This is a genomic window from Paenibacillus sp. Soil787 (assembly GCF_001429545.1).
In the GTDB taxonomy this organism is placed as follows: domain Bacteria; phylum Bacillota; class Bacilli; order Paenibacillales; family NBRC-103111; genus Paenibacillus_E.
Window position 1 is genome coordinate 46481 of record NZ_LMSP01000023.1, and the last position, 20666, is coordinate 67146.

20 protein-coding genes are annotated in these 20666 nt (G+C 44.9%); 3 read left to right on the forward strand and 17 right to left on the reverse strand.

Going from position 1 to position 20666, the window contains the following annotated elements:
- Positions 1 to 7 precede the first annotated feature (7 nt).
- The 6 genes from yfkAB to ASG93_RS19800 form a co-directional block, all read right to left on the reverse strand.
- Positions 8 to 1135: a radical SAM/CxCxxxxC motif protein YfkAB gene (gene yfkAB / locus ASG93_RS19775; protein ID WP_056834469.1), complete on the reverse strand. Its 1128-nt coding sequence runs from the start codon at positions 1133 to 1135 to the stop codon at positions 8 to 10.
- Positions 1136 to 1265: 130 nt separating this feature from the next.
- Complete coding sequence (locus ASG93_RS19780) at positions 1266 to 3494, reverse strand: MMPL family transporter (RefSeq protein ID WP_056834471.1); 2229 nt, start codon at positions 3492 to 3494, stop codon at positions 1266 to 1268.
- A gap of 64 nt (positions 3495 to 3558) precedes the next feature.
- Positions 3559 to 4692: an HD-GYP domain-containing protein gene (locus tag ASG93_RS19785; protein WP_056834473.1), complete on the reverse strand. Its 1134-nt coding sequence runs from the start codon at positions 4690 to 4692 to the stop codon at positions 3559 to 3561.
- 118 nt (positions 4693 to 4810) lie between these two features.
- Positions 4811 to 5623 (reverse strand): undecaprenyl-diphosphate phosphatase, encoded by an 813-nt coding sequence (locus tag ASG93_RS19790; protein ID WP_056834475.1) that lies wholly within the window; start codon positions 5621 to 5623, stop codon positions 4811 to 4813.
- 112 nt (positions 5624 to 5735) lie between these two features.
- Positions 5736 to 7196 carry a bifunctional metallophosphatase/5'-nucleotidase gene (locus ASG93_RS19795; RefSeq protein WP_056834477.1) on the reverse strand — a complete coding sequence of 487 codons (1461 nt, stop codon included), beginning with the start codon at positions 7194 to 7196 and terminating at the stop codon, positions 5736 to 5738.
- 68 nt (positions 7197 to 7264) lie between these two features.
- Positions 7265 to 7735 carry a hypothetical protein gene (locus ASG93_RS19800; protein WP_056834478.1) on the reverse strand — a complete coding sequence of 157 codons (471 nt, stop codon included), beginning with the start codon at positions 7733 to 7735 and terminating at the stop codon, positions 7265 to 7267.
- Between the two features lie 127 nt (positions 7736 to 7862).
- On the opposite strand from ASG93_RS19800, the gene ASG93_RS36965 reads away from it, so the two are divergent.
- From ASG93_RS36965 to ASG93_RS19815, 3 genes are read left to right on the forward strand one after another with little or no spacing between them, the layout of a single operon-like run.
- Entirely contained in the window at positions 7863 to 8564 is a 702-nt protein-coding gene (locus ASG93_RS36965; RefSeq protein ID WP_056834480.1) for a molybdenum cofactor biosynthesis protein, read from the forward strand.
- A 22-nt stretch (positions 8565 to 8586) separates the two neighbouring features.
- Positions 8587 to 9651 (forward strand): ThiF family adenylyltransferase, encoded by a 1065-nt coding sequence (locus ASG93_RS19810; RefSeq protein ID WP_082614987.1) that lies wholly within the window; start codon positions 8587 to 8589, stop codon positions 9649 to 9651.
- A 45-nt stretch (positions 9652 to 9696) separates the two neighbouring features.
- On the forward strand, positions 9697 to 10746 hold the full coding sequence (locus ASG93_RS19815) for an HD-GYP domain-containing protein (RefSeq protein ID WP_056834482.1): 1050 nt from the start codon (positions 9697 to 9699) through the stop codon (positions 10744 to 10746).
- On the opposite strand, the gene ASG93_RS19820 is transcribed toward ASG93_RS19815, so the two are convergent.
- The 11 genes from ASG93_RS19820 to sufC all read right to left on the reverse strand — a co-directional run bounded on the left by ASG93_RS19820 (position 10747) and on the right by sufC (position 20569).
- Positions 10747 to 11136, reverse strand: a complete 390-nt coding sequence (locus tag ASG93_RS19820) for a DUF350 domain-containing protein (RefSeq protein ID WP_056834484.1) — start codon at positions 11134 to 11136, stop codon at positions 10747 to 10749.
- Positions 11133 to 11780, reverse strand: coding sequence for a hypothetical protein (locus tag ASG93_RS19825; protein WP_056834485.1), 648 nt, complete (start codon positions 11778 to 11780; stop codon positions 11133 to 11135). Before ASG93_RS19825 ends, ASG93_RS19820 begins: the two co-directional genes overlap by 4 nt.
- Entirely contained in the window at positions 11777 to 12973 is a 1197-nt protein-coding gene (locus tag ASG93_RS19830) for a glutathionylspermidine synthase family protein (protein ID WP_056834487.1), read from the reverse strand. Before ASG93_RS19830 ends, ASG93_RS19825 begins: the two co-directional genes overlap by 4 nt.
- 4 nt (positions 12974 to 12977) lie before the next feature.
- Positions 12978 to 13637: a hypothetical protein gene (locus ASG93_RS19835; RefSeq protein WP_056834489.1), complete on the reverse strand. Its 660-nt coding sequence runs from the start codon at positions 13635 to 13637 to the stop codon at positions 12978 to 12980.
- On the reverse strand, positions 13634 to 13855 hold the full coding sequence (locus ASG93_RS19840) for a hypothetical protein (protein WP_063891916.1): 222 nt from the start codon (positions 13853 to 13855) through the stop codon (positions 13634 to 13636). The genes ASG93_RS19835 and ASG93_RS19840 overlap by 4 nt, the downstream gene beginning before the upstream one ends.
- 114 nt (positions 13856 to 13969) lie before the next feature.
- Positions 13970 to 15073, reverse strand: coding sequence for a C40 family peptidase (locus tag ASG93_RS19845; RefSeq protein ID WP_056834493.1), 1104 nt, complete (start codon positions 15071 to 15073; stop codon positions 13970 to 13972).
- A 174-nt stretch (positions 15074 to 15247) separates the two neighbouring features.
- Positions 15248 to 16645: a Fe-S cluster assembly protein SufB gene (gene sufB / locus ASG93_RS19850; RefSeq protein WP_056834494.1), complete on the reverse strand. Its 1398-nt coding sequence runs from the start codon at positions 16643 to 16645 to the stop codon at positions 15248 to 15250.
- 65 nt (positions 16646 to 16710) lie between these two features.
- Entirely contained in the window at positions 16711 to 17145 is a 435-nt protein-coding gene (sufU, locus tag ASG93_RS19855; RefSeq protein ID WP_056834496.1) for a Fe-S cluster assembly sulfur transfer protein SufU, read from the reverse strand.
- On the reverse strand, positions 17132 to 18358 hold the full coding sequence (locus ASG93_RS19860) for a cysteine desulfurase (protein ID WP_056834498.1): 1227 nt from the start codon (positions 18356 to 18358) through the stop codon (positions 17132 to 17134). The genes sufU and ASG93_RS19860 overlap by 14 nt, the downstream gene beginning before the upstream one ends.
- Positions 18355 to 19650, reverse strand: coding sequence for a Fe-S cluster assembly protein SufD (sufD, locus tag ASG93_RS19865; protein WP_056834501.1), 1296 nt, complete (start codon positions 19648 to 19650; stop codon positions 18355 to 18357). Before sufD ends, ASG93_RS19860 begins: the two co-directional genes overlap by 4 nt.
- Before the next feature lie 88 nt (positions 19651 to 19738).
- Positions 19739 to 20569: a Fe-S cluster assembly ATPase SufC gene (gene sufC, locus ASG93_RS19870; RefSeq protein WP_056834503.1), complete on the reverse strand. Its 831-nt coding sequence runs from the start codon at positions 20567 to 20569 to the stop codon at positions 19739 to 19741.
- Between the last annotated feature and the right edge of the window lie 97 nt (positions 20570 to 20666).

Genomic DNA, 20666 nt, shown 5'->3' on the forward strand with positions numbered 1-20666 from the left:
AAAATGATTAGATGATAGCTTTGCGGCTTTTGAAATCAACAGAACGGTAATACGAGTCGGCTACCAGCAGGTTAGGGCCGCAGCAAGAAGCGCTGCTGCAGAAGCAGTTTACACGCTGATTCAGCGGATTATTCTCCCAACGTGCAAAAATGGTATCTAGCGGGTCATCCTTGATATTACCAAGAGGTGGTTCATTTGCAAAATCCGTGACGAACACCTCGCCTGTAAACGTGCTCACATTCAAGCGATTACGTCCATCCGGATCATTACGTACAGTTACATTCGGCTCCTCGCGAAGCCTTTTAACCAATATTCTGTCCTCTTGAAGATCATTGCAAGCAAAGAATGGCAGTGTGCCAAACAGCATCCACATGTCACGATTCCGGCTGTCTAACAACCGATGAATGCTCGTTCTCAACTCGTCCAGAGATACCATTGGAAGATGAGAAGCAAAGGAACTGGCATACATCGGGTGAACCTCATGGCGCTTGCAGCCCATTTCCTCAATCAGCTTATGAATCTGTGGTAATTTCTCGTGTGTGCGTGTATTAATCATCGATTCCGCTGAGACATAAAGTCCACCTTTGCTAAGCGCGATCGTGTTATCAACCATGCGTTCATACATGCGCGCCGCGGTATCATGACTAACCGGATGCCCGCTATTCACAAAGCCGACTTGATGGAAATCGTCCGCATTCAAGTAATTGAAAGAAATATGCATGACATCCAGATAAGGAGCGAGAAGTTCATACCGGGCTAAGTCAAGCGTTAAATTGGAATTGATTTGTGTACGAATACCGCGCTCTCGTGCATATTTAAGGATTGGCAGCATATAGTCTTTGACGATCTTGATGTGATACGACGGCTCTCCGCCGGTCAAACTGATCGTTTCTAAATGCTCAACCTGATCGAGCTGCTTCAAAATGATCGGCAAGGGGATGCGAGGTCCTTCCGTCATGGTTAACGAATCCCCAACCGCGCAATGCTCACATCGCATATTACATAAATTCGTTATTGTAAGCTCAACACTTGTTAGTACGTGTTTCCCGTATTTGCGATAAGACCGAATAGGGTCCCATGGATCGTATGCGGGGGTTAGCTCCGGTAAGATGGAGCTTGTTCCATTCATATTCATGCTGTTTACACCTGACCTATCATTTCCTATTCACTAGCTAATTGTTCCTATCATGCCTATACCTATGCCCTTTATTGTAACTTATGATTCACAAAAAAGGAAACGGCGGGCATGTTAATCTGAAGCTCCACTATTCCTTCTCTGCTTTCAATTGCGAACTCATTCGCAGCCACTTAGGTGCCCACCAGTTCGCATCCCCAAGCAGTTTCATAAGTGCAGGAACGAGCATCACTCGAACGATGGTTGCATCAATCAGAACAGCGAGACCTAGACCGAGCCCCAACGCCTTCATGATTTCGATATCTGTAAAAATAAATGAACCTACAACGACAACTAAAATGAAAGCTGCACTTGTAATTAGGCTTCCCGTTTTCTTAAGCCCCTCAGCCGTACTTTTATCATTATCACCGCTTACCTCATACTCCTCCATAATGCGAGAAATCAGGAATACTTCATAATCCATGGATATGCCAAACACTACACAAAAAATGATTACTGGCAGAGTAGCACTGACATAACCAATGGATGTAATGTGCAGCAAATCAGCCATGTAGCCATGCTGGAATACTAGCACAACAACACCGAGACTCGCACCAAGACTGAGCATATTCATTAATACAGCCTTGAGCGGAAGCACAACGGACCTAAAAGCAAGCAATAATACGATGTAGGTAATCCCCATCACAAAAGTTAATACTTTAGGTATCTCGTTCTGAATTCGATCTATGATATCCAGCCTATAGGCCGGTCCGCCTGTGACTGCCATATCAAGTCCATCCTTACTTAAGCTGCGAAGTTCTCGAACAAGGCGGTCCGTCGAAGGATCATCGGTATCTTTCTCAGGCACTACAACCATCAGAGCAGTGCGATCTTTTGCCAATTTATTGCCTTCAATTTGTGCTTTGACACCTGAATCCCTTAACATAGCTGTTAACTCAGCATCCGAATGTTGACCTAGGGAACTGAGGAAACTCTGTACTTCTTTTACACCAGATACCCCTTTAACCTGCTCACTATAAGCCTGAACTTGACGAATCGAAGCCTCTTCCCACACTTCTCCTTCTGTATGAATAACAATTTGGATAGGCCCCATCATACGCGGATCGTAGGCCGCCTTCAATAATTCCGAGCCATATCGGGATTCATAGCTAGGAGGCAGTACCTCGGCATTCGGGACATTTAACTTTATATGACTCATCGGGGTCATGGTGTAGATTAGGGCACCCCCGACAATGACAACCAGCATTACGGGCCGTTTCATGACAGCATAAGCGATCCGTTCCCAAAAGCGAGACGTTTCTTGCTTGCGAAAACGTTTAGGAACGACCTGCAAGGAGTTAATTCGTTCACCAAGTATACCTAGAAGCGACAGCAGCATCGTATTCGCGACAATAACGGATATCGACACGACAATTACGCCGCCTAAGCACAAGGAGCGGAAGAAGGTGAGATTTACGAATAACATGCCAAGCAGCCCAATCAACACGGCTATACCGGAAAAAAAGATCGATTTCCCAGCCGTCTGACACGTCATGGCCACAGCTTCAGCCACATTCTTCCGAACCTTGAGTTCCTCTCGAAAGCGGCTGACGAGAAACAAAGCGTAATCAATCCCTACGGCAAGACCGAGCATCGTCACCATATTCGGAAGGAAGTTTGATAAGGATTGGTGCTGGGCGATAAAATAGGTTATCCCTAAAGTAAGGGTAACGCTCATAAGCCCTACAATCATAGGTAATAGCGCCGCGACTAGGGTGCCAAACACGATTAGCAAGACAATCAGCGCTATCGGTAAGCCAATCGCTTCTGATTTGGCAATATCATGCTTACTCGCTTCCTGCATATCATGCAAAATTGCAGGTCCGCCAGTCACATATACTTTCATGCCTATTGGCGGATGCACGCGTTCCTTAAGTTCCGGATATTTCTCCAGAGCAGGGTCGGTATCTAGATTCAGTGACACGTTCACAGCCAGTACATCCCGATGCCCCTCGTTACGAGGTGTTGCGACGAATTTCACACTTTCAACATAGGGGAGCTTCTTCATTTCGCTAAGCGAATCCATAATGGCTTGTTGATGGACTTTTTCCGTCATATCGAGCCCTTCCCCTGTATAAACCAGGTTCAGCATCGTAAGTGGAACACCAAGTTCATCCCTCATTTGAATGAGGCCGCGATCGGACTCACTGCCTTTAGGCGTGAAGCCGTTGTCTTTGAGCATACCCGGCGTTTTCTGAGCAAAAATAGCAAAGCTGAGAAGCAGAAGCACGCCAATAACCAGCACGAGCCATCGGAAACGATGCATCGCATATCCCCATCTCCAGAACTTCCCTTTCACAACTGATTCTCTCACAGGCATCCCCCTAATTTGCAAAAAGAACCTGGATTCCCAGGTTCTTCGTGCTTGTTATCTATATTTTATCTTAAAATATGGTCGGCATACTTTCATCTGGATCAAATTCGCCTACTTTAATTTCCCCAATATCTGAAATTAATGTAGAAAGCTTCGTTGACAGGTCAATTTCGTACGGTTCTTTCAGCTCTTGACCGGATTCATCCTGCAGAACGCGAACGATCGGCCTATGAGGAACGGTTACGTTTAACTTCGATACAATGCCAAACTCCCCCGTATTCAATCGAACGGTTATGCCTAATGGATAAATTGCGATTTTATCACGGAATAAGGCAATCTGACTTTGATCATACATCGTGCCAGAGCCCGTGAATAGCTGCTCCATAGCTTCATGCGGCAGTAAAGGTCTTCTATATACTCTTGTTGTCGTCATCGCATCATAAGAATCGACTAACCCAACCCATTTGGCAAATTCATTGATTTCTGTCCCTTGAATCCCACGCGGATAACCGCTTCCGTTAATTCGCTCATGATGCTGAAGAGCACAATGTGCTGACAGAAGAGGAATGTTCGGTTCGTCTTTCAAAATGTTAAAACCGTATGTCGTATGATTCTTCATCTCAGTAAACTCTTGCTCAGTCAATTGCGAAGGCTTACGAAGAATACCCAGTGGTACTTTCGTCTTACCTATATCGTGAAGTAAAGCGCCTAATCCGAGTGTTTCGAGGTTCTCTCGACTATATCCAAAGCTAATTCCCAGCATGATGGCATAAATACTTACATTAACAGAATGCTGAAATAAGTAATTATCTTTAACGTTTATATTATTGAGCATAACCATAGCCCCTTGATGAGCGCTTAGATCGTCAATAATCATTTTCATCACATCACGGAAATTACGTCCGATATCATAATAATTTACGGCTCCGCGTTTGTTCGAATCTTCCATTACCTTCTTAAAGGTGTTACGGATTTCGAGAACAGCCTTTGTTCTCGTTTCATCCTGAATAATATCCTCTTGAATGATGTCATTGGTCCGAGAATCTTGAATATATATGTAGTCGATTCCGTATGTAAAAAGTCGATCAATGAGTCTCTGAGAAAGCTCAACATTCACGGCCAGCAGGACCATACCATCGTCGTTGTAAATATTCTTGGCCAACCTCATTCCAGGATGACACATGTTGATCGGCATTAACAGCATTTCAGGACCCCCGAATAGGTGAGCATTACTTTCTATCTAAATGTAATAGATTTCAGTAAAAAGTTCAATATAAAAAACCGCATCATTCGACGCGGTTCGATAATTGAAAGAGTCATGATTACTTTAAGAACATATAAAGAGCGAAAATAATGGCTACTGCAAATCGATAGTAGGCAAAATACGTTAATTTCATATTTTGAACAAGCTTTATGAATGTAACAACCGCTAACAAAGCAACGATGAAGGCAACGACAAAACCTACTGCAAAGAAACCAAAGTCATTCGAAGAGAGTGCATGGTAGTTTTTGAGAAAATAAACACCAGAGGCTCCAAACATAATTGGAATCGCCATAATGAAAGTGAAGTCTGCAGAAGCAGCGCGGCTTACGCCGGACAGCATGCCACCCGCAATGGTCGATCCAGACCGGGAGAATCCTGGCCAAATGGATACCAATTGCCACAAACCGATGAAAAACGCTTGACGATAAGTCAAATCATCTAAAACTACTGAACTCGGCTGTTCCTTCTTCTTCTCGGCGATGATCAACAGGATACCACCTAGAACGAGCCCAATTAACACGGTTGTTGAGTTAAAAAGCTTCTCATCCACGAAATCATTAAACAAGACTCCGATAACACCAGCGGGTATGATACCGATAAGAATGTGCAGCAAGTTCAGCTTCTTCCCGGACCTGCTCTCGCTTTTCCTTTTCACTAACCCGAATAAAGATAAAATTCGTTTCCAATAGATAAGGACGACAGCCATTATGGCGCCAAGCTGAATGACAAAATCAAAGGTTTTCATTACCTCATCATTTTGGGTGTTTAATAGGCTCTGTGCTAGAATCATATGTCCCGTAGAAGAAACCGGTAAAAACTCGGTTAATCCCTCTACGATCCCGATAATGATCGCTTCAAAAATAGTATGCATGTTTTCCCCCTATGAATTGAGAGTTTATAGTAGTACTCCTGTCCAATTATCTATTCTACCTGTAACTTGGTAGATCTGACAACTATTTCGACAAAGGTTGTGGTTGTTCGACTTATACCGTATGAGCAGGAGGCTTTCTATCCGTAAATCTTTGGAAATGACTGCTTTGGATCGCTTCTTCATCCTGAAGCTCAGAAGCAAGAACATCACGGATAAATTCAGGCAGCATATACGTCACCTGCTTACCTCGACTGAGGGATAAGTAACCTGAGCCGAAAGTAAACATGTCGATCGTGCCAACGACATAGTCACGGCTAGGGTCTAAAGGCTCATCGCCCACGTTCACAGCGATGATGCGTTCGTAAGGTGCACGGGTGCTGTCGGTCATGACGATCAATCCGTCGACACACAGCACGCCCAGCACCTCGCCCCGGAAGCCGAAGCCGCGAATCGGCTTCTCCATAAACTCATCAAGCAGCGACTCTTCGAGTGCTTGCAGCAGGTCCGCCCCGCTGAGCAGCAAGCGGCAGGGGTTGATCGGACCCGGGCAGATTTCCAGCAATCTGCCGCGTGTCAGGCGCCCCTCCTTCAGTCCCTGAAGGAGTTGGCCGCTATTGACCAGCCCGATCTCGGCGCTGGTCCAGCGGCGAATCCCTGCGGCAAGCAAGTTGCCGAGCGGGGATTCGCCGTACCAATCGAGGCGCAGCGGTTCCCGCAGCTGCGCCACCTCCGCATCCAGCGCAGCTGCGCTGGCGATGCGGTAGTGCTCCAGCAGCGTGGTAACGCTGCTGTCTTCTTCACTCGCGTCCGTCATAGGGACGACGCGGCCTTGCATTTCTACGATCCGGCGCTGCGCCGGATCGTAGGCAAGTTCAATGTGGCCGGCATACTGACCGAACTTGCCGGCCGCGCAAATATAGGTGCCGCTGAGCAGGAGCGGCTCCTCAAGCACATGATGCGTATGGCCGCCAAGGATCACATCGATGCCTTCCAGCTCCTCAGCCATACGTTGATCCGAGCGCAATCCCAAGTGGGACATGACGATAATGATATCCACCTTTGGGCGCAGAAGCTTAGCATAGGTCTTTACAGCTTCGATTGGGTCCGTTACATGCCATCCAAGCAGTTCATAGTACGCTTGGTAAGCTGCTGTTACCCCAATGATGCCAATGGCGAGGCCCGATTTCTCAATCGTAAGTGTTGAAAGCATCCAATCCGGCGTCTTATTCGTCGCCACTTCTACAATATTGCTGCCGATAATTGGAAATTTGGCATGCTCTTTCACAACCGTTCTTAACAATTCCGGTGTGAAAGTCAGCCCTTCATTATTACCCATGACCATCGCTTCGTAGCCGGTCGCGTTCATAATTTCCAAGTTGGCTGAAGCATTCGTGCCTTCCGTTTCAGGGCGCATCCGGTCCATATGATCGCCGATATCAAGTGTCAACACCTGATCAGCCGGCCATAGTCGACGTACGCGATCAAAATATGCGCTAATTTTGGGCATCTGTTCAAAATGACTATGAATGTCATTCGTATGTAAAATAACGAGTCGTTGCAAGGGCTCAGACACACCGATCACCTCTTTTCGTTGTAAGCCAGATCCGAAGCATGTCTAATCTTATGCAGCAGAATCCCCTATCATTTCTTGAATTTTAGCTCATCAAGTGCCACTTTATTTTTGAAACCGAACGTCGCTTCTTCCCCAAGCGTCTGATCATGAAGAAACCACACTTTAACAACACTTTTGACATTGAGACATTCACTGCTGCCATCAGGTACATAAAGGCGAATCGGATAACCTTTCTTGAGCACTTGTCCACCTTGGGCATATAAAAACAAGGCAGAATCTAATTGAGACCATGGCATAAGTGCTTGAAATTCGTCTATTGCCTCCACTTTCACATGTGAAGGTTCTTCAGCATGCCCCCTATTACGGCTGCTTTTCCAGCTTCGATACCACATTTTCAAATCAAAAGCATCTCCCTGCATATTCGGTACACGCTCCTGAAGTGCTAACTGCTGCTCTGCAAGAGCAACCATCTCAGTTATTGTGAAAGCTTCATTCTTTATATGTAGGTCTGACACTTGTATGCGTAAATCCTCTTGCATCTAACCATTTCCCCTCTCATAATTAGGCTCCATTTCTCATCCAAAGACTCCACCCATTATACCATTTTCAGGCCAAAATATGATATGCTGTAAGGAATTCCACTAACTAAGCCATTAGGAGCGAGCCATGAACGTCCACATCCAACTCTTTGCAGGTCTGGTAGACCTATTCGGGACTTCCGTCCTAATTATAGATATCGAACAAGAATCCGTTTCTATTGAGCAGCTCAAACAACAGATCATAGCAGCCTATCCGGCAGCTTCCACTCAACTTGCGACTTGTTTTTTTGCTAAAAACCAAGCTTATGCGGGAGATCAGGAAATCGTCACAGCTGCAGATGAACTTGCATTGATTCCTCCTGTTTCAGGTGGACAACCTTCTATGTATGAAATCACCCACGATACGATTGATCCTGCCGTGGTAGCTTCTAAAGTCAATCACCCTAATCACGGCGCTTCGCTTGCTTTCATCGGAACAACAAGAGAGATGACTTATGGACAGCGGACCGTCCTTTTGGAATATGAAGCCTACAAACCGATGGCACTCAAAACCATGGAAACCATCGGTGAAGAGATAGAAAATAAGTGGCCAGGCACGCTTTGTGCAATCACACACCGTTTGGGCAAGGTCGCTATTGCCGAAGCTAGCGTCGTTATTGCCGTTTCTTCCCCGCATCGAGCACATTGCTATGAAGCGAGTCGATATGCGATTGAACGTCTGAAACAAATCGTACCTATTTGGAAAAAAGAAATATGGGAAGACGGTTCGGAGTGGAAAGGCAGCCAAACAGGTCCTTGGAACCCGCTCCAAACGCCACAATTTGAATAAACCCGACTGGAGATGACCTCACTTGGACACACATTTACATATAGATCATCATGATGACGTTGATACACGCTATTCCAGACAAGTTCTGTTTTCCCCCATTGGCATAGAAGGACAGCGTAAACTCGGAGGAAGTCGAGTTGCTATCGTAGGCATGGGTGCGCTGGGCACCGTTCTTGCCAACCATATGGTCCGCGCAGGGGTCGGTTACGTACGATTGATTGATCGTGATTTTGTTGATACTAGCAACCTCCAAAGACAAATGCTCTACGATGAAGAGGATGCAGCTGCCACAACACCCAAAGCGATTGCAGCAGCAAAACGGTTACAACTCGTGAACTCACAGGTAACGATTGAGCCTCATGTAACCGATCTGAATTCCTTGAATGCTGAACAGCTGTTAAGTGATGTAGATTTAATCCTAGATGGAACCGACAACTTCTCGGTTCGCTTCCTAATTAACGATGTGAGTATCAAACTAGGAATTCCTTGGATTTATGGCGGTGCGGTCGCCTCTAGAGGAGTCTCTTTGACGATCATACCGGGACAAACCCCATGCCTTCGCTGCCTTTTCACACAAGCACCTGCAGCAGGCACGACTGAAACATGCGATACAGCTGGTGTTATTGGCGGGATCATTCATGTCGTAGCTTCTTTTCAAGCAACGGAAGCTCTTAAATTGCTTGTTGGCGCGCACGATCAGCTTAATCTCCGAATGCAGCAGTGGGACTTATGGTTCAACCAAAACTCAGCAATTAGTGTAGCAGGTGCGCATAAATCAGACTGTCCCGCTTGTGCAATGAAGCAGTACGATTACTTAGAAGTCGGTGTGGAAAGTGACACGATTCAATCCTTATGCGGTCGTAATTCCGTCCAAATTCATCCGGTAACTCCTTCCGACAAACCGCTTGAATATTGGGAAGAACGATTAAAACCGCTTGGTCCGGTGGACAAAAATCGCTTCCTTTTAAAATTCCAAGCAGCCCCGGATTTGCAAATGATCATCTTTCCAGATGGCCGTGTTCTCATCCAAGGAACCGAAGATTTAATTCAGGCTAAAAGTCTTTACAGCCGATATATTGGGATGTAGTATAACTATATACCTACGGATTATAGGACTAGGAGAGGGGCTTCTATGCGTATACATGTGCTTCAGCTTATTGTTGGTGATAAACTAATTTCAGATTCCTACAATATGGTAGGACTTCATCTTCTTTCATCAGGCACTGTCGTTGATAGCGGAGATATTTTGATGCTCAATCGCCACAATGTAGATTATGTAGATATTTACCCTAGAGGGAATGAAGCCATAAATGGGCTTGAAGAGCCTGCAGTCCGACAAGCAAATAGCAAACAATTATACTGCTTTAACGATGCAATCACCGGTATAAAAGATTTATTTGCTGCCGCCCAAAACGGGGAATCTATTAATAATGAACTTATAGAATCCGCTTTCAATCCGATGATAGAAAGCTTTCAAGAGGAGAAAGACGTTGTTTCCTTACTGCTTTCTTTGGATAGCAAAGATGAATACACGTACCTGCACAGTGTGCAAGTAGGTATGTTATCCTACTATATTGCCAAGTGGATGAATAAAAGTGAGCGGGAAGCCCTTCATATTGGAAAAGCAGGCTATCTCCATGATATTGGCAAAAGCAAGATCTCTTCGGACATTCTACATAAACCCGCAAAGCTTACCAACGATGAGTACAATGAAATTCAAAAACATACGATATACGGCTACGAAATCATCAAACAATCCTTAAATGACAAAATCCTTGCTCTCGTTGCTCTTGAGCACCATGAACGTATGGATGGTACAGGCTATCCTTTACGCAAAAAGAGTACAGAAATCCATTCGTATTCGCTGATCATTGCGGTTGCAGACGTTTATAGCGCTATGATCTGCAACCGGGTTTATCAACAAAAACGTGATCTTCTGGTCGTACTTAAGGAACTGCACCGCATGAGTTTTGGCCAACTTGATCCGAAAATAACGCAAATATTTATCCGCAACATGATTCCTAATTTTATCGGTAAGAAAGTGTCACTTAGTGACGGACGCGTCGGTACAATTGTCTTGACAAATCCAACTGATTTCTTCCGGCCGCTCATTAACATTGATAATCAATTCTTGGATCTGTCACAGCTTGGAGACGTAGAAATAACGCAGATCGCTATCTAATTAAATAATAAGACTGCTGACCGCGATTGCGATTCCAATATAGACTGCAGCTAGCAAGGTGCCAACAGCTACATTCCCATGCTTTAGTTGATCAGATAGCTTCACACCAGGCGTGAGCCAGTCAAAGATCCAATACGTCGCAATCAAACATACATACCCTACCGCGAACCATAAGCTCATATGCCAAATTGATGAATTGGTGTAAGCTGCAATACATAAAACAATCGCCGTAGCTACAAACTTGCCACCCATGGTGATGCCGACAGCTACATTGCCATTGTTTATTTCCTCCATATCGCGGTAGGGCGTCATTAAACTAAACACATACATACCTGCGAATTGCAAGAGGACAATCACAAATAAACTAATTATAATGTCCAAAACTATCATTCTGCCCACCCCCGAAATTTCGCCATGGATTGATCAAAATTGCTGTAATCATGTACTTCCTCTAGTATAACCTGTACTTCCTTCTTGTTTTTAAAGCTTACATAGCGATCCTCAGGTATGGGCTGCTTCACTTTCTGTCCTGTTGGTAGATCAGCTACCGCGAAAAAGCGGAATTTGCCATCCTGCTCCGTTTTGTAAACCCCTACTAATTTCACATCCGTTTTAATTTCTATTTTTAACTCCCCTACATCTTTGTCAGCTTCTTCTTTCGATTTATATGTCTTAATTGGCTTCCATTGCGAAAGTGTTACATCGTTCTTCCCTTGATTATCCGTTTTCATTGTTGCTTGCATATAGCTCAGTACCCACACTTGGTCCCCTGTAGCAAAATTCTGATCGTTCGAAATCCGTTCATTATTCGGCAGCAGGACCATATCCCCATCCAATAAATCCCCGACTTTTGCCTGCTGTACTTGATAATCCCAAGGTACTTCACCACTCATATTGCTTGTAATTGCCGAACTTCCCACCGTCGCCTTACTCAGAACAGCTGGCTTCTTATTAAAAGCGCTGCTAATGCCCCAAATGATAAGAATGCATGCAACGAAGCCCGCGGCCATTAGCCAAAATCGTCCTTGTTTCAAGGTGCTTTCACTCCTATCGCTACAAATTGACTCGTATTTCCTGTAATCATCCCACCTGCTCTCCCTAATAACCCGCACGGTGTTCCATTGAGGACAAAGAGACCTGTTAATAAATGTTTATTTCCATGAGCAAAAGATAGCTCGGGCAAATCAGCTCGCTGCTGATAAATACGTCTGAAAAATACACTCGTATCAAAGCCAACTTCATCTTTGACCTCTAATTCACCCTGCATGTTATACAATTCCACCGAGCCGCCTTCTCTACCGAACATGGATTTGGATACGTAATCACCTGTAAGCTCAGGCATCATATAGGTAGGCAGCATATAGGTCCCTATGACCTTGTGCTCGTCAGAGGTGAACAACTCTGCGCCTTCCTCATGTAAGCCCCATATGATGGCTTGCAACCCTTTTGACTGCAGGATGACCGCGTGTAATGGATTGAATACTTGTATGAATTGTTCTTCAATCGCATAAGAGAAGGCCTCTCCGCCATCATCAATGCCCATCCATTCCTTCGGATATAGCGCAAACATTTTCGAGATGATTTGGTTCTCTCCGACCTTAACGACGCCTTCGTCAATCCACAAATCCAAACAATCGACGCAGGTCATCTTTCTTCCGCTATGCGCTACAAGAGCATCAATGGTTCCTGAATCTTCAACATGCTTTCCATACGCGATGCAGGCAGCAAAGTCAGGCGCTTCGATCTCCCATGCTAAGCGGATTAACTCTTTCATAGTATCGTTCGGTGATTCTATTCCCATTTGTTCACATAACCAGGGTGTAGCAATCGCTGCTTCCACATACCCCGTAGGTGTATCTGCATTCAGCTCTAAAAGCTTAATTTCGCCTTGCTGATTCACGGTAAAATCAAATCTGGCATATCGACTAATGAAGCCTGCGGCACCAGGTTCAAGCCGATCTAACCCATCCCACAGCACTTCAGGAATAGACAAGAGCTCATATATCTCCCTCTTCCCTTTCACATAACGAACCGTCTTATCAAACAAGCGCCACAAAGCTTCAGCCGCGTGGATAAGTTCTTCGTATGCATGTCGCTGCATGACCACAAGTTGGTCAAGCCAGTACGCTTCCTCCTCCATATCTGCCCATGTAAAACCAAGGCTCGCCAGCTGCTGTACCCTATGATCTCTGTCGACAGAAGGCGTCCCAATGACTTCATATATCACGCAATTAACCTCCTGAACTGGAGCTTGACGAAGAGCTGAAACCACTTGATTTACCGCCAATACTACCCGAAGAGGTTGAGGTCGATTTGGAGCTTGATGTTGTTCCGCCGCTCGTACTGTTTGATGATGACTTATTCGTTGTAAAGGTACCGCTTCCACTCGAGGTTGTTGGTGTCTTCGTTGTGGATCGATTCGAGAACGAACTCGGTTGATAGGTTTTCGTCACATACGGTGTATTTGAACGATAGTTATAGGAGCGATGATTGCTTCCCCAACTACTCGATGAATAAGGGCTGACCGTATTAAAGATCAAATGGTACAGCAGTAGATCATCCCAACCAAAACCACCACCACTAGTTACCTGATTCACAATGATGGGGGTCGTACTTCCTCCAGAGCCCGTTGAACTCCCCCCTGCAACAGTCGTAGGAGATGGAGAAGGCGAAGGTGATTTATTATCCGACTGCACGGGCACAGGCAAACTCCAATCAACTGAAGGGTCATAATAGGCTTTGACGTCTTCTGAAGACCATTCAACCAGCTTAGATGATCCTGCTCCAGCACTCGGTCTAGGAGACTCTGCGGCATGCGCTGATAACAGCAGCATATGACTAACGAGCATGATGCCTATCGAGGTTGAAAGCACTTTGAGCGGTCGTTTCACTGCCGGTTCCCTCCCCCTTCTGAGCCTGCCGTAACCAGCAGAAGCTCAAAAACATTAAGATCTAAGTTCAGTCTTCCTTCGATCATTTCATATTCCTTACCGCTAATAAGAATAAAGTTAGCAACATTTAAGGCTTGAATGAGCTTTTCATCCCATGGGCGTTCACTAATTTTTTGCAGTTGTCCGTCCACCATTTTCTCGAAAAGCGTAATATTCATCGATTCATATTCCTCCATCCAAATCTGTATACTAGATAAAACGCACGAACAGACCATTTGTTTCAATTTAACGAAAAATAAAAAGAGCCTATCCTAAGGATAGACTTCAAAGCATTAATATGCGATACGTCTTGCTCGTAGAAACGTTGATTTCCAATAAGGTTTATCGATATTACTGATCTGAACGCCATTCTTTGGAGCAGGTGAAGAATGCAGCATTTGCATGTTGCCTATATAAATACCAACATGTCCAACTGTTTTATTGGTTTTGAATCGACCTGGTACGTAGAAAAACATCAAATCTCCCTTACGTAAGGATTTACGGCTAACCAATTGTCCTTGTGCCGCTTGTTGACGGGCAAGCCTCGGCAGCTTTACACCATATTTTCCAAATACATATTGAGTAAACGTCGAGCAATCAAATTTTCCTGTTTGCGGATAAGGTCCTGTACCGAATAGATATTTCACACCTAAATATTGCTTGCCTTTGTTAATCATTGCATTAATATCAATGTTCTTAAGTACTGGAATTGCTTCTTCATGATTAGTGGATGACCACACCTCAAGGTCACCCTCATCTTGTGGCATAGATGCTGGTTTAACTCCCGTACCTTCACCTTTGAAAGGATCCGTTGGATCATCGCTAAAATCAAGCTCCGCAGTATTAGTGCGGGGATCAATATCATCTTCATGCTCAATTGGAGCAACTGGAGCAGCATGAATCAACAATTGACCATTCTGCACTTCATATGACATATCTTCTTGAAACAAATCTGCCAAAGCTGTAACTGGCAAGTAAGCCGAATTCCCCTCCTTAATAAAGGGTTGGCCAACTCGGATTTCTGAACCATCCTTCATAGCTTTCGTCGAATTCATTGTTACTTCAAAGTTTGCATCATTATCGCCAATTAACAGCTTCTGATTAGATTCATCCCAGTTTGATTGGAATTTTAGGGTTTGGATGAGTTCACGTGCAGCTACATAATTTACATTGTTAATCACTTTAATGGGTACAACGGCGTCATCATTACCTAATGTTGTTCTTTGTCCTGGTTGTGACAAGCTTTGAGTCTGCATATTGCCTGTCCCTGATTGTGCGGTAGGATTTTGTGTTGGTACTGCTTTATTGGGACTGGTATTAACCCTTCCACAAGCGGTTGTAGTTGCCATCATGACTACTATACTGCCAATTGCTGCTGCTTTCAGCCTTTTCCACATCGCTTTTATTCTCCTTTAGGGACACATAATTATCCTCTATAGAGTGAGACAAGTGGTAGAGAAATATGCATAAAAGGCCATTTGAACGGCTTGGATCATCTTGGAATCTTTACCTAAGATTTCATTAAAAAAAGCGTGCCCGAGTAATTCGGGCACGCTTTAAGTACATATCGATTAACCGATGGAACCTTCCATCTCAAATTTAATGAGACGATTCATCTCAACGGCATATTCCATTGGAAGTTCTTTCGTGAACGGCTCGATGAAGCCCATTACGATCATTTGCGTCGCTTCAGCCTCAGTAAGACCGCGGCTCATGAGGTAGAATAATTGGTCCTCAGATACCTTGGATACTGTTGCTTCATGCTCAAGCGTAATGTTGTCGTTCATGATCTCATTATATGGAATCGTATCCGATGTTGACTCATTATCGAGAATCAATGTATCGCATTTGATATTCGCTTTGGAACCTTGGGAGTTGCGTCCGAAGGAAGCCAGACCACGGTACGTTACTTTACCGCCGTGTTTGGAGATCGATTTGGATACGATTGTCGAAGTTGTATCAGGCGCCAGATGCGTCATTTTCGCGCCGGCATCTTGATGTTGCCCTTTACCAGCTACAGCGATGGAAAGAACCATCCCTTTAGCGCCGCGGCCTTTAAGCACAACAGCTGGGTACTTCATCGTAAGTTTGGAACCAATGTTACCATCGACCCATTCCATTGTAGCGCCTTCTTCTGCAACTGCACGTTTTGTAACGAGGTTGTAGATGTTCGGTGCCCAGTTTTGGATCGTTGTGTACCGTGCACGGGAGTTTTTGAGACATACAATTTCAACTACCGCACTGTGAAGGGAGTTTGTGCTGTAAATAGGAGCTGTACAGCCCTCTACGTAATGTACAAAGCTTTCTTCATCGGTAATGATCAATGTACGTTCGAATTGCCCCATGTTCTCGGAGTTAATACGGAAGTACGCTTGTAAAGGAACTTCACATTTTACGCCTTTTGGTACATAGATGAATGAACCACCGGACCATACAGCACTGTTCAACGCAGCGAATTTATTGTCGCTTGGCGGAATAATAGTTCCGAAATATTGTCTGAAAAGCTCAGGGTACTCGCGAAGCGCCGTATCCGTATCTGTAAAGATAACGCCTTGGTCTTCGAGTTCCTTTTGCATGCTGTGGTAAACAACTTCAGATTCATACTGAGCCGATACACCAGCTAAGAATTTTTGTTCCGCTTCAGGAATACCGAGCTTGTCGAATGTTTCTTTAATTTCTGTAGGAACTTCTTCCCACGTTTTGCCTTGCTTCTCGGACGGTCGTACATAGTACTGGATATCATCGAAATCCAGGTCATCCATGTTTCCGCCCCAACGTGGCATTGGCATTTTGAAAAATTGCTCCAGGGATTTCAAACGAAACTCTAGCATCCACTCAGGTTCGCCTTTAATTCTGGAGATTTCTTCGACGATTTCACGAGTTAAGCCTTTACCCGATTGAAAAATGGATTTGTGCTCATCTCTAAAACCATATTTATAATCCTCGAGATCTGGCATTTGTTTAGCCATGGTTGATTCCTCCTTAGATTTTTTGTGCAGCAAAAACAGCTTCTAATCTATGCATCGCTTTTGCGTTAGTTATCGGTTTTCTGAGAATGCTCAATCCCTTTACGCAGTGCGTTCCATGCCAGGGTTGCACATTTAATCCGTGCCGGGAATTTATTCACCCCAGATAATGCTTCAATATCTTCATATTCGAATTCTACAGGTTCGCCCTTCATCAAGCCAGAAAAATTATCGGCCATCTTCAGCGCCTCTTCGATCGTCTTGCCTTTGACAGCATCCGTCATCATCGATGCGGAGGATAAGCTAATCGAACAGCCTTCACCTGTGAATTTAGCCATCTTCACGATACCATCTTCCACCTGCATCTGCAGGGAAATCTTATCGCCACAGGTCGGGTTATTAAGATCAATGGTAACAGCTTCGCCAGACTCAAACTTCCCACGGTTGCGCGGTGTTTTATAGTGATCCATAATCACTCTACGGTATAAATCATCCAATTGCATGGCCGAAGTACTCCTTTGTTTTTTGTAAGGCCAACACAAGCCGGTCAATATCCGCTTCCGTATTGTATAGATAGAAGCTTGCACGAGCCGTAGAACTCACCTTAAGCCATCTCATTAGAGGCTGAGTACAATGGTGACCGGCACGCACAGCAACTCCCTCTGCATCCAGAACAGTTGCCACATCATGAGGATGCACATCGCCTAGATTAAACGTTATGAGTCCTGTACGGTTCGCAGTAGGGCCATAGACAACCAGATCTTCCATCTGAGTCATTCGCTCCATCGCATAATTCGTGAGCTGAATATCGTGTTTATAAATATTGTCCATACCGACTTCTTGTAGAAAATCGATTGCCGCGCCTAGTCCAACAGCTCCTGCGATGATTGGTGTTCCACCTTCAAACTTCCAAGGCAGTTCCTTCCATGTTGATTCATAGAGATCGACATGATCAATCATCTCGCCGCCAAATTCAACGGGCTCCATATTTTCCAGCAAGGCCTTCTTTCCATACAATGCCCCGATTCCAGTTGGGCCACACATCTTATGACCGGAAAGCGCATAGAAGTCGCAATCCAAATCTTGCACATCCACCTTCATATGAGGTGTGCTTTGTGCGCCGTCAACCATCATCTTCGCACCATGTTTATGGGCGATTCGGGCGATTTCTTTGATCGGATTCACGACACCCAGAACGTTGGAAACATACACAACCGAAACCATTTTCGTACGATTGGATATGGTGTTTTCAACATCTGTAAGCGAAATGGAACCATCAGGCTGTAAAGGAATATATTTTAAAATAGCTCCTGTTGCCTTCGCAGCTTGCTGCCATGGAATCAGGTTGCTGTGATGCTCCATCGGGGTAAGGACGATTTCATCGCCTTCACGCAGTACAGATTTTGCATAACTGCTTGCTACAATATTGATTGCCGTTGTCGTTCCTCTAGTGAAAATGATTTCCTGCTCACTGGATGCGCCAATGAACTTAGCCACTTTGGCTCTGGCTCCTTCGTATGCATCCGTTGCTCGGGAACCTAGGGTATGAACCCCGCGGTGAACGTTCGCATTGTCCCACTCATAATAGTGCTTCAGTGCTTCAATCACCTGAATAGGCTTCTGGGAAGTTGCAGCACTGTCCAAGTACACCAGCGGATGACCGTTCACTTCTTGCTTCAGAATGGGAAAAAGGTCACGTATCTCCGAGGTAATCATTGTCCCAGCTTCCTCTCCACTAAGTTTTGCAGCTGTTCTTCAACGCTCTTAATTGGAATTTCGGAAACGACTGGCGCCAAGAATCCGTAAATAATTAAGCGTTGAGCTTCTTCCTTCGTAATCCCACGAGACATCAGATAGTGAACTTGCTCAGCATTGACTTGGCCAACACTCGCCGCGTGGCCAGCTTTAACATCATCCTCATCAATAAGAAGAATCGGATTCGCGTCTCCGCGTGCTTTTGGGCTGAGCATAAGTACTTTTTCTGTTTGTTGACCGTTACAGCCAGTTGCGCCTTTTTCGATCTTCGTAATCCCGTTGATGATCGCTGTTGATCCATCTCTCATTACGGCACGAGTAATCATGTCGCTTGTTGAAGCTTTGCCCCAATGAACAGCGCGTGTTGTCAGGTTCAACTTCTGTTCCTGCGTCCCTACGCAGATCACTTTAGCATCGGAGTCGGAGCCTTTGCCCTTGAGGATCGATGTTGTATCCGAGAGTGTGTTACCGTAGTTCATTTCTCCAACAACCCACTGAATGCTCGCATCGTTATCGATGATCGCACGGCGGTAGGTCAAATCCGTAACGGATTCTTCCAAGTTATGAACGGATGCATAATGAACGCGAGCACCTGGCTTCACGAATACTTCAACGATTCCGTTTTGTACCAATGGAGCGCCTGATACAGCGGACACAAAATTATCTACATAAGTAACAGAGCTGAACTGCTCTGCAACAATCAAAACATGCGGTGCAAAAGTTGCTTCGGCATCATCCGTTACAAATAACGCTTGAAGCGGAAGTTCCACACGAACGTTTTTCGGTACATAGAGGAAAATACCACCGTTCCATAGAGCGGCGTGCAAAGCTGTCAATTGATTTTCATTGGCTTCTACAGCTTTCATAAAGTATGGCTTCACCAAATCCGCATGATCGCGAATGGCTGTTTCCAGATCAGTGAAAATCACACCTTGCTGTTTCAATTCCGCCGAAACTTGGTTGAACACGATACCGGAGTTCCGTTGTACGATCAAGTTATCTGAATTGGCTAACCCTTTGGCAACTTCGGGTAAAGCATCGATGGAAGTCAAAAGGGTTTGCGATTTATAGGAACCATAGGAGGAGATGCTCCAACGGTCAATTCTAGTCTTTTCTAGCGCAGGTAGTTCCAAAGAATTCGCTAACGCTAACCCTTCTGTACGAAGGGCAGTCAACCACTCCGGCTCTTGCTTGCTGCGAGAGAGCTCGATGACAGCATTAGTATCTATGGAAAGTGTTGTTTGAGTGCTCATGGTTTCCTCCATTTATAGGGATCTTTGATCAGAGATCAAAGTCTCTCCTTTCTGGGACTTCTGGTCATAGACCAAAGTCTCTCCTCCGTTAGTACTTCGGTCCAGGTGTGTTCATTGGAACTTTGAACTCTTCGGTGTCTTGACCAACGGTTTCATCCACGATGCCGAGTTCTTCTTTGATCCAATCGTAACCTTCCGCTTCCAGACGCTCTGCAAGCTCAGGACCACCGGATTTCACGATACGACCTTGCATCATAACATGTACAAAATCAGGTTTAACGTAGTTCAGCAAACGTTGGTAATGCGTAATGATCAAGAAGCCACGCTCTTCGCTGCGCATTGCATTAACACCTTCAGCTACGATTCGCAAAGCATCGATGTCAAGACCGGAGTCAATTTCATCTAGGATAACAAATTTAGGCTCAAGCAAAAGCATTTGAAGAATTTCGTTACGCTTCTTCTCACCACCGGAGAAGCCTTCGTTCAGGTAACGGTGCATGAACTCTGGGTTCATTTCAAGCTGCTTCATCTTCGCTTCCATTTGACGAATAAACTTGATCAACGAGATTTCGTTGCCTTCACCGCGACGAACGTTCATTGCGCTGCGCAAGAAGTCAGCGTTCGTTACACCCGTGATTTCGCTTGGATATTGCATAGCTAAGAACAAACCAGCGCGTGCTCTCTCGTCAACAGCCATTTCTAGAACATCTTCTCCATCTAATGTTACAGAACCCTCTGTTACTTCATATTTCGGGTGCCCCATCAGAGCAGAAGCCAATGTACTTTTACCTGTACCGTTTGGTCCCATGATGGCATGAATTTCTCCGCCTTTGATTTCCAGGCTAAGACCTTTCAAAATTTCCTTTCCTTCGACGTTCGCTTTTAGACCGTCTATTGTAAATGTTGATGAATTCGCCATTTCTTAAGCCTCCATAATGTGTTGGAATGTACAAGATAAACGACAACCATTTCAAATGATTATCATTGATTCTCATTAGAATAATTCTATTATAACT

What these genes read in the sequence shown, in the direction of transcription:
- ASG93_RS19780 (WP_056834471.1), bottom strand. Translation starts at nt 3,494, where the DNA reads ATGCCTGTGAGAGAATCAGTTGTGAAAGGGAAGTTCTGGAGATGGGGA.
- ASG93_RS19860 (WP_056834498.1), bottom strand. Translation starts at nt 18,358, where the DNA reads ATGATTACCTCGGAGATACGTGACCTTTTTCCCATTCTGAAGCAAGAA.
- ASG93_RS19785 (WP_056834473.1), bottom strand. Translation starts at nt 4,692, where the DNA reads ATGCTGTTAATGCCGATCAACATGTGTCATCCTGGAATGAGGTTGGCC.
- yfkAB (WP_056834469.1), bottom strand. Translation starts at nt 1,135, where the DNA reads ATGAATATGAATGGAACAAGCTCCATCTTACCGGAGCTAACCCCCGCA.
- sufU (WP_056834496.1), bottom strand. Translation starts at nt 17,145, where the DNA reads ATGCAATTGGATGATTTATACCGTAGAGTGATTATGGATCACTATAAA.
- ASG93_RS19820 (WP_056834484.1), bottom strand. Translation starts at nt 11,136, where the DNA reads ATGATAGTTTTGGACATTATAATTAGTTTATTTGTGATTGTCCTCTTG.
- sufB (WP_056834494.1), bottom strand. Translation starts at nt 16,645, where the DNA reads ATGGCTAAACAAATGCCAGATCTCGAGGATTATAAATATGGTTTTAGA.
- ASG93_RS19790 (WP_056834475.1), bottom strand. Translation starts at nt 5,623, where the DNA reads ATGCATACTATTTTTGAAGCGATCATTATCGGGATCGTAGAGGGATTA.
- ASG93_RS36965 (WP_056834480.1), top strand. Translation starts at nt 7,863, where the DNA reads ATGAACGTCCACATCCAACTCTTTGCAGGTCTGGTAGACCTATTCGGG.
- sufD (WP_056834501.1), bottom strand. Translation starts at nt 19,650, where the DNA reads ATGAGCACTCAAACAACACTTTCCATAGATACTAATGCTGTCATCGAG.
- ASG93_RS19815 (WP_056834482.1), top strand. Translation starts at nt 9,697, where the DNA reads ATGCGTATACATGTGCTTCAGCTTATTGTTGGTGATAAACTAATTTCA.
- ASG93_RS19840 (WP_063891916.1), bottom strand. Translation starts at nt 13,855, where the DNA reads ATGAATATTACGCTTTTCGAGAAAATGGTGGACGGACAACTGCAAAAA.
- ASG93_RS19845 (WP_056834493.1), bottom strand. Translation starts at nt 15,073, where the DNA reads ATGTGGAAAAGGCTGAAAGCAGCAGCAATTGGCAGTATAGTAGTCATG.
- sufC (WP_056834503.1), bottom strand. Translation starts at nt 20,569, where the DNA reads ATGGCGAATTCATCAACATTTACAATAGACGGTCTAAAAGCGAACGTC.
- ASG93_RS19800 (WP_056834478.1), bottom strand. Translation starts at nt 7,735, where the DNA reads ATGCAAGAGGATTTACGCATACAAGTGTCAGACCTACATATAAAGAAT.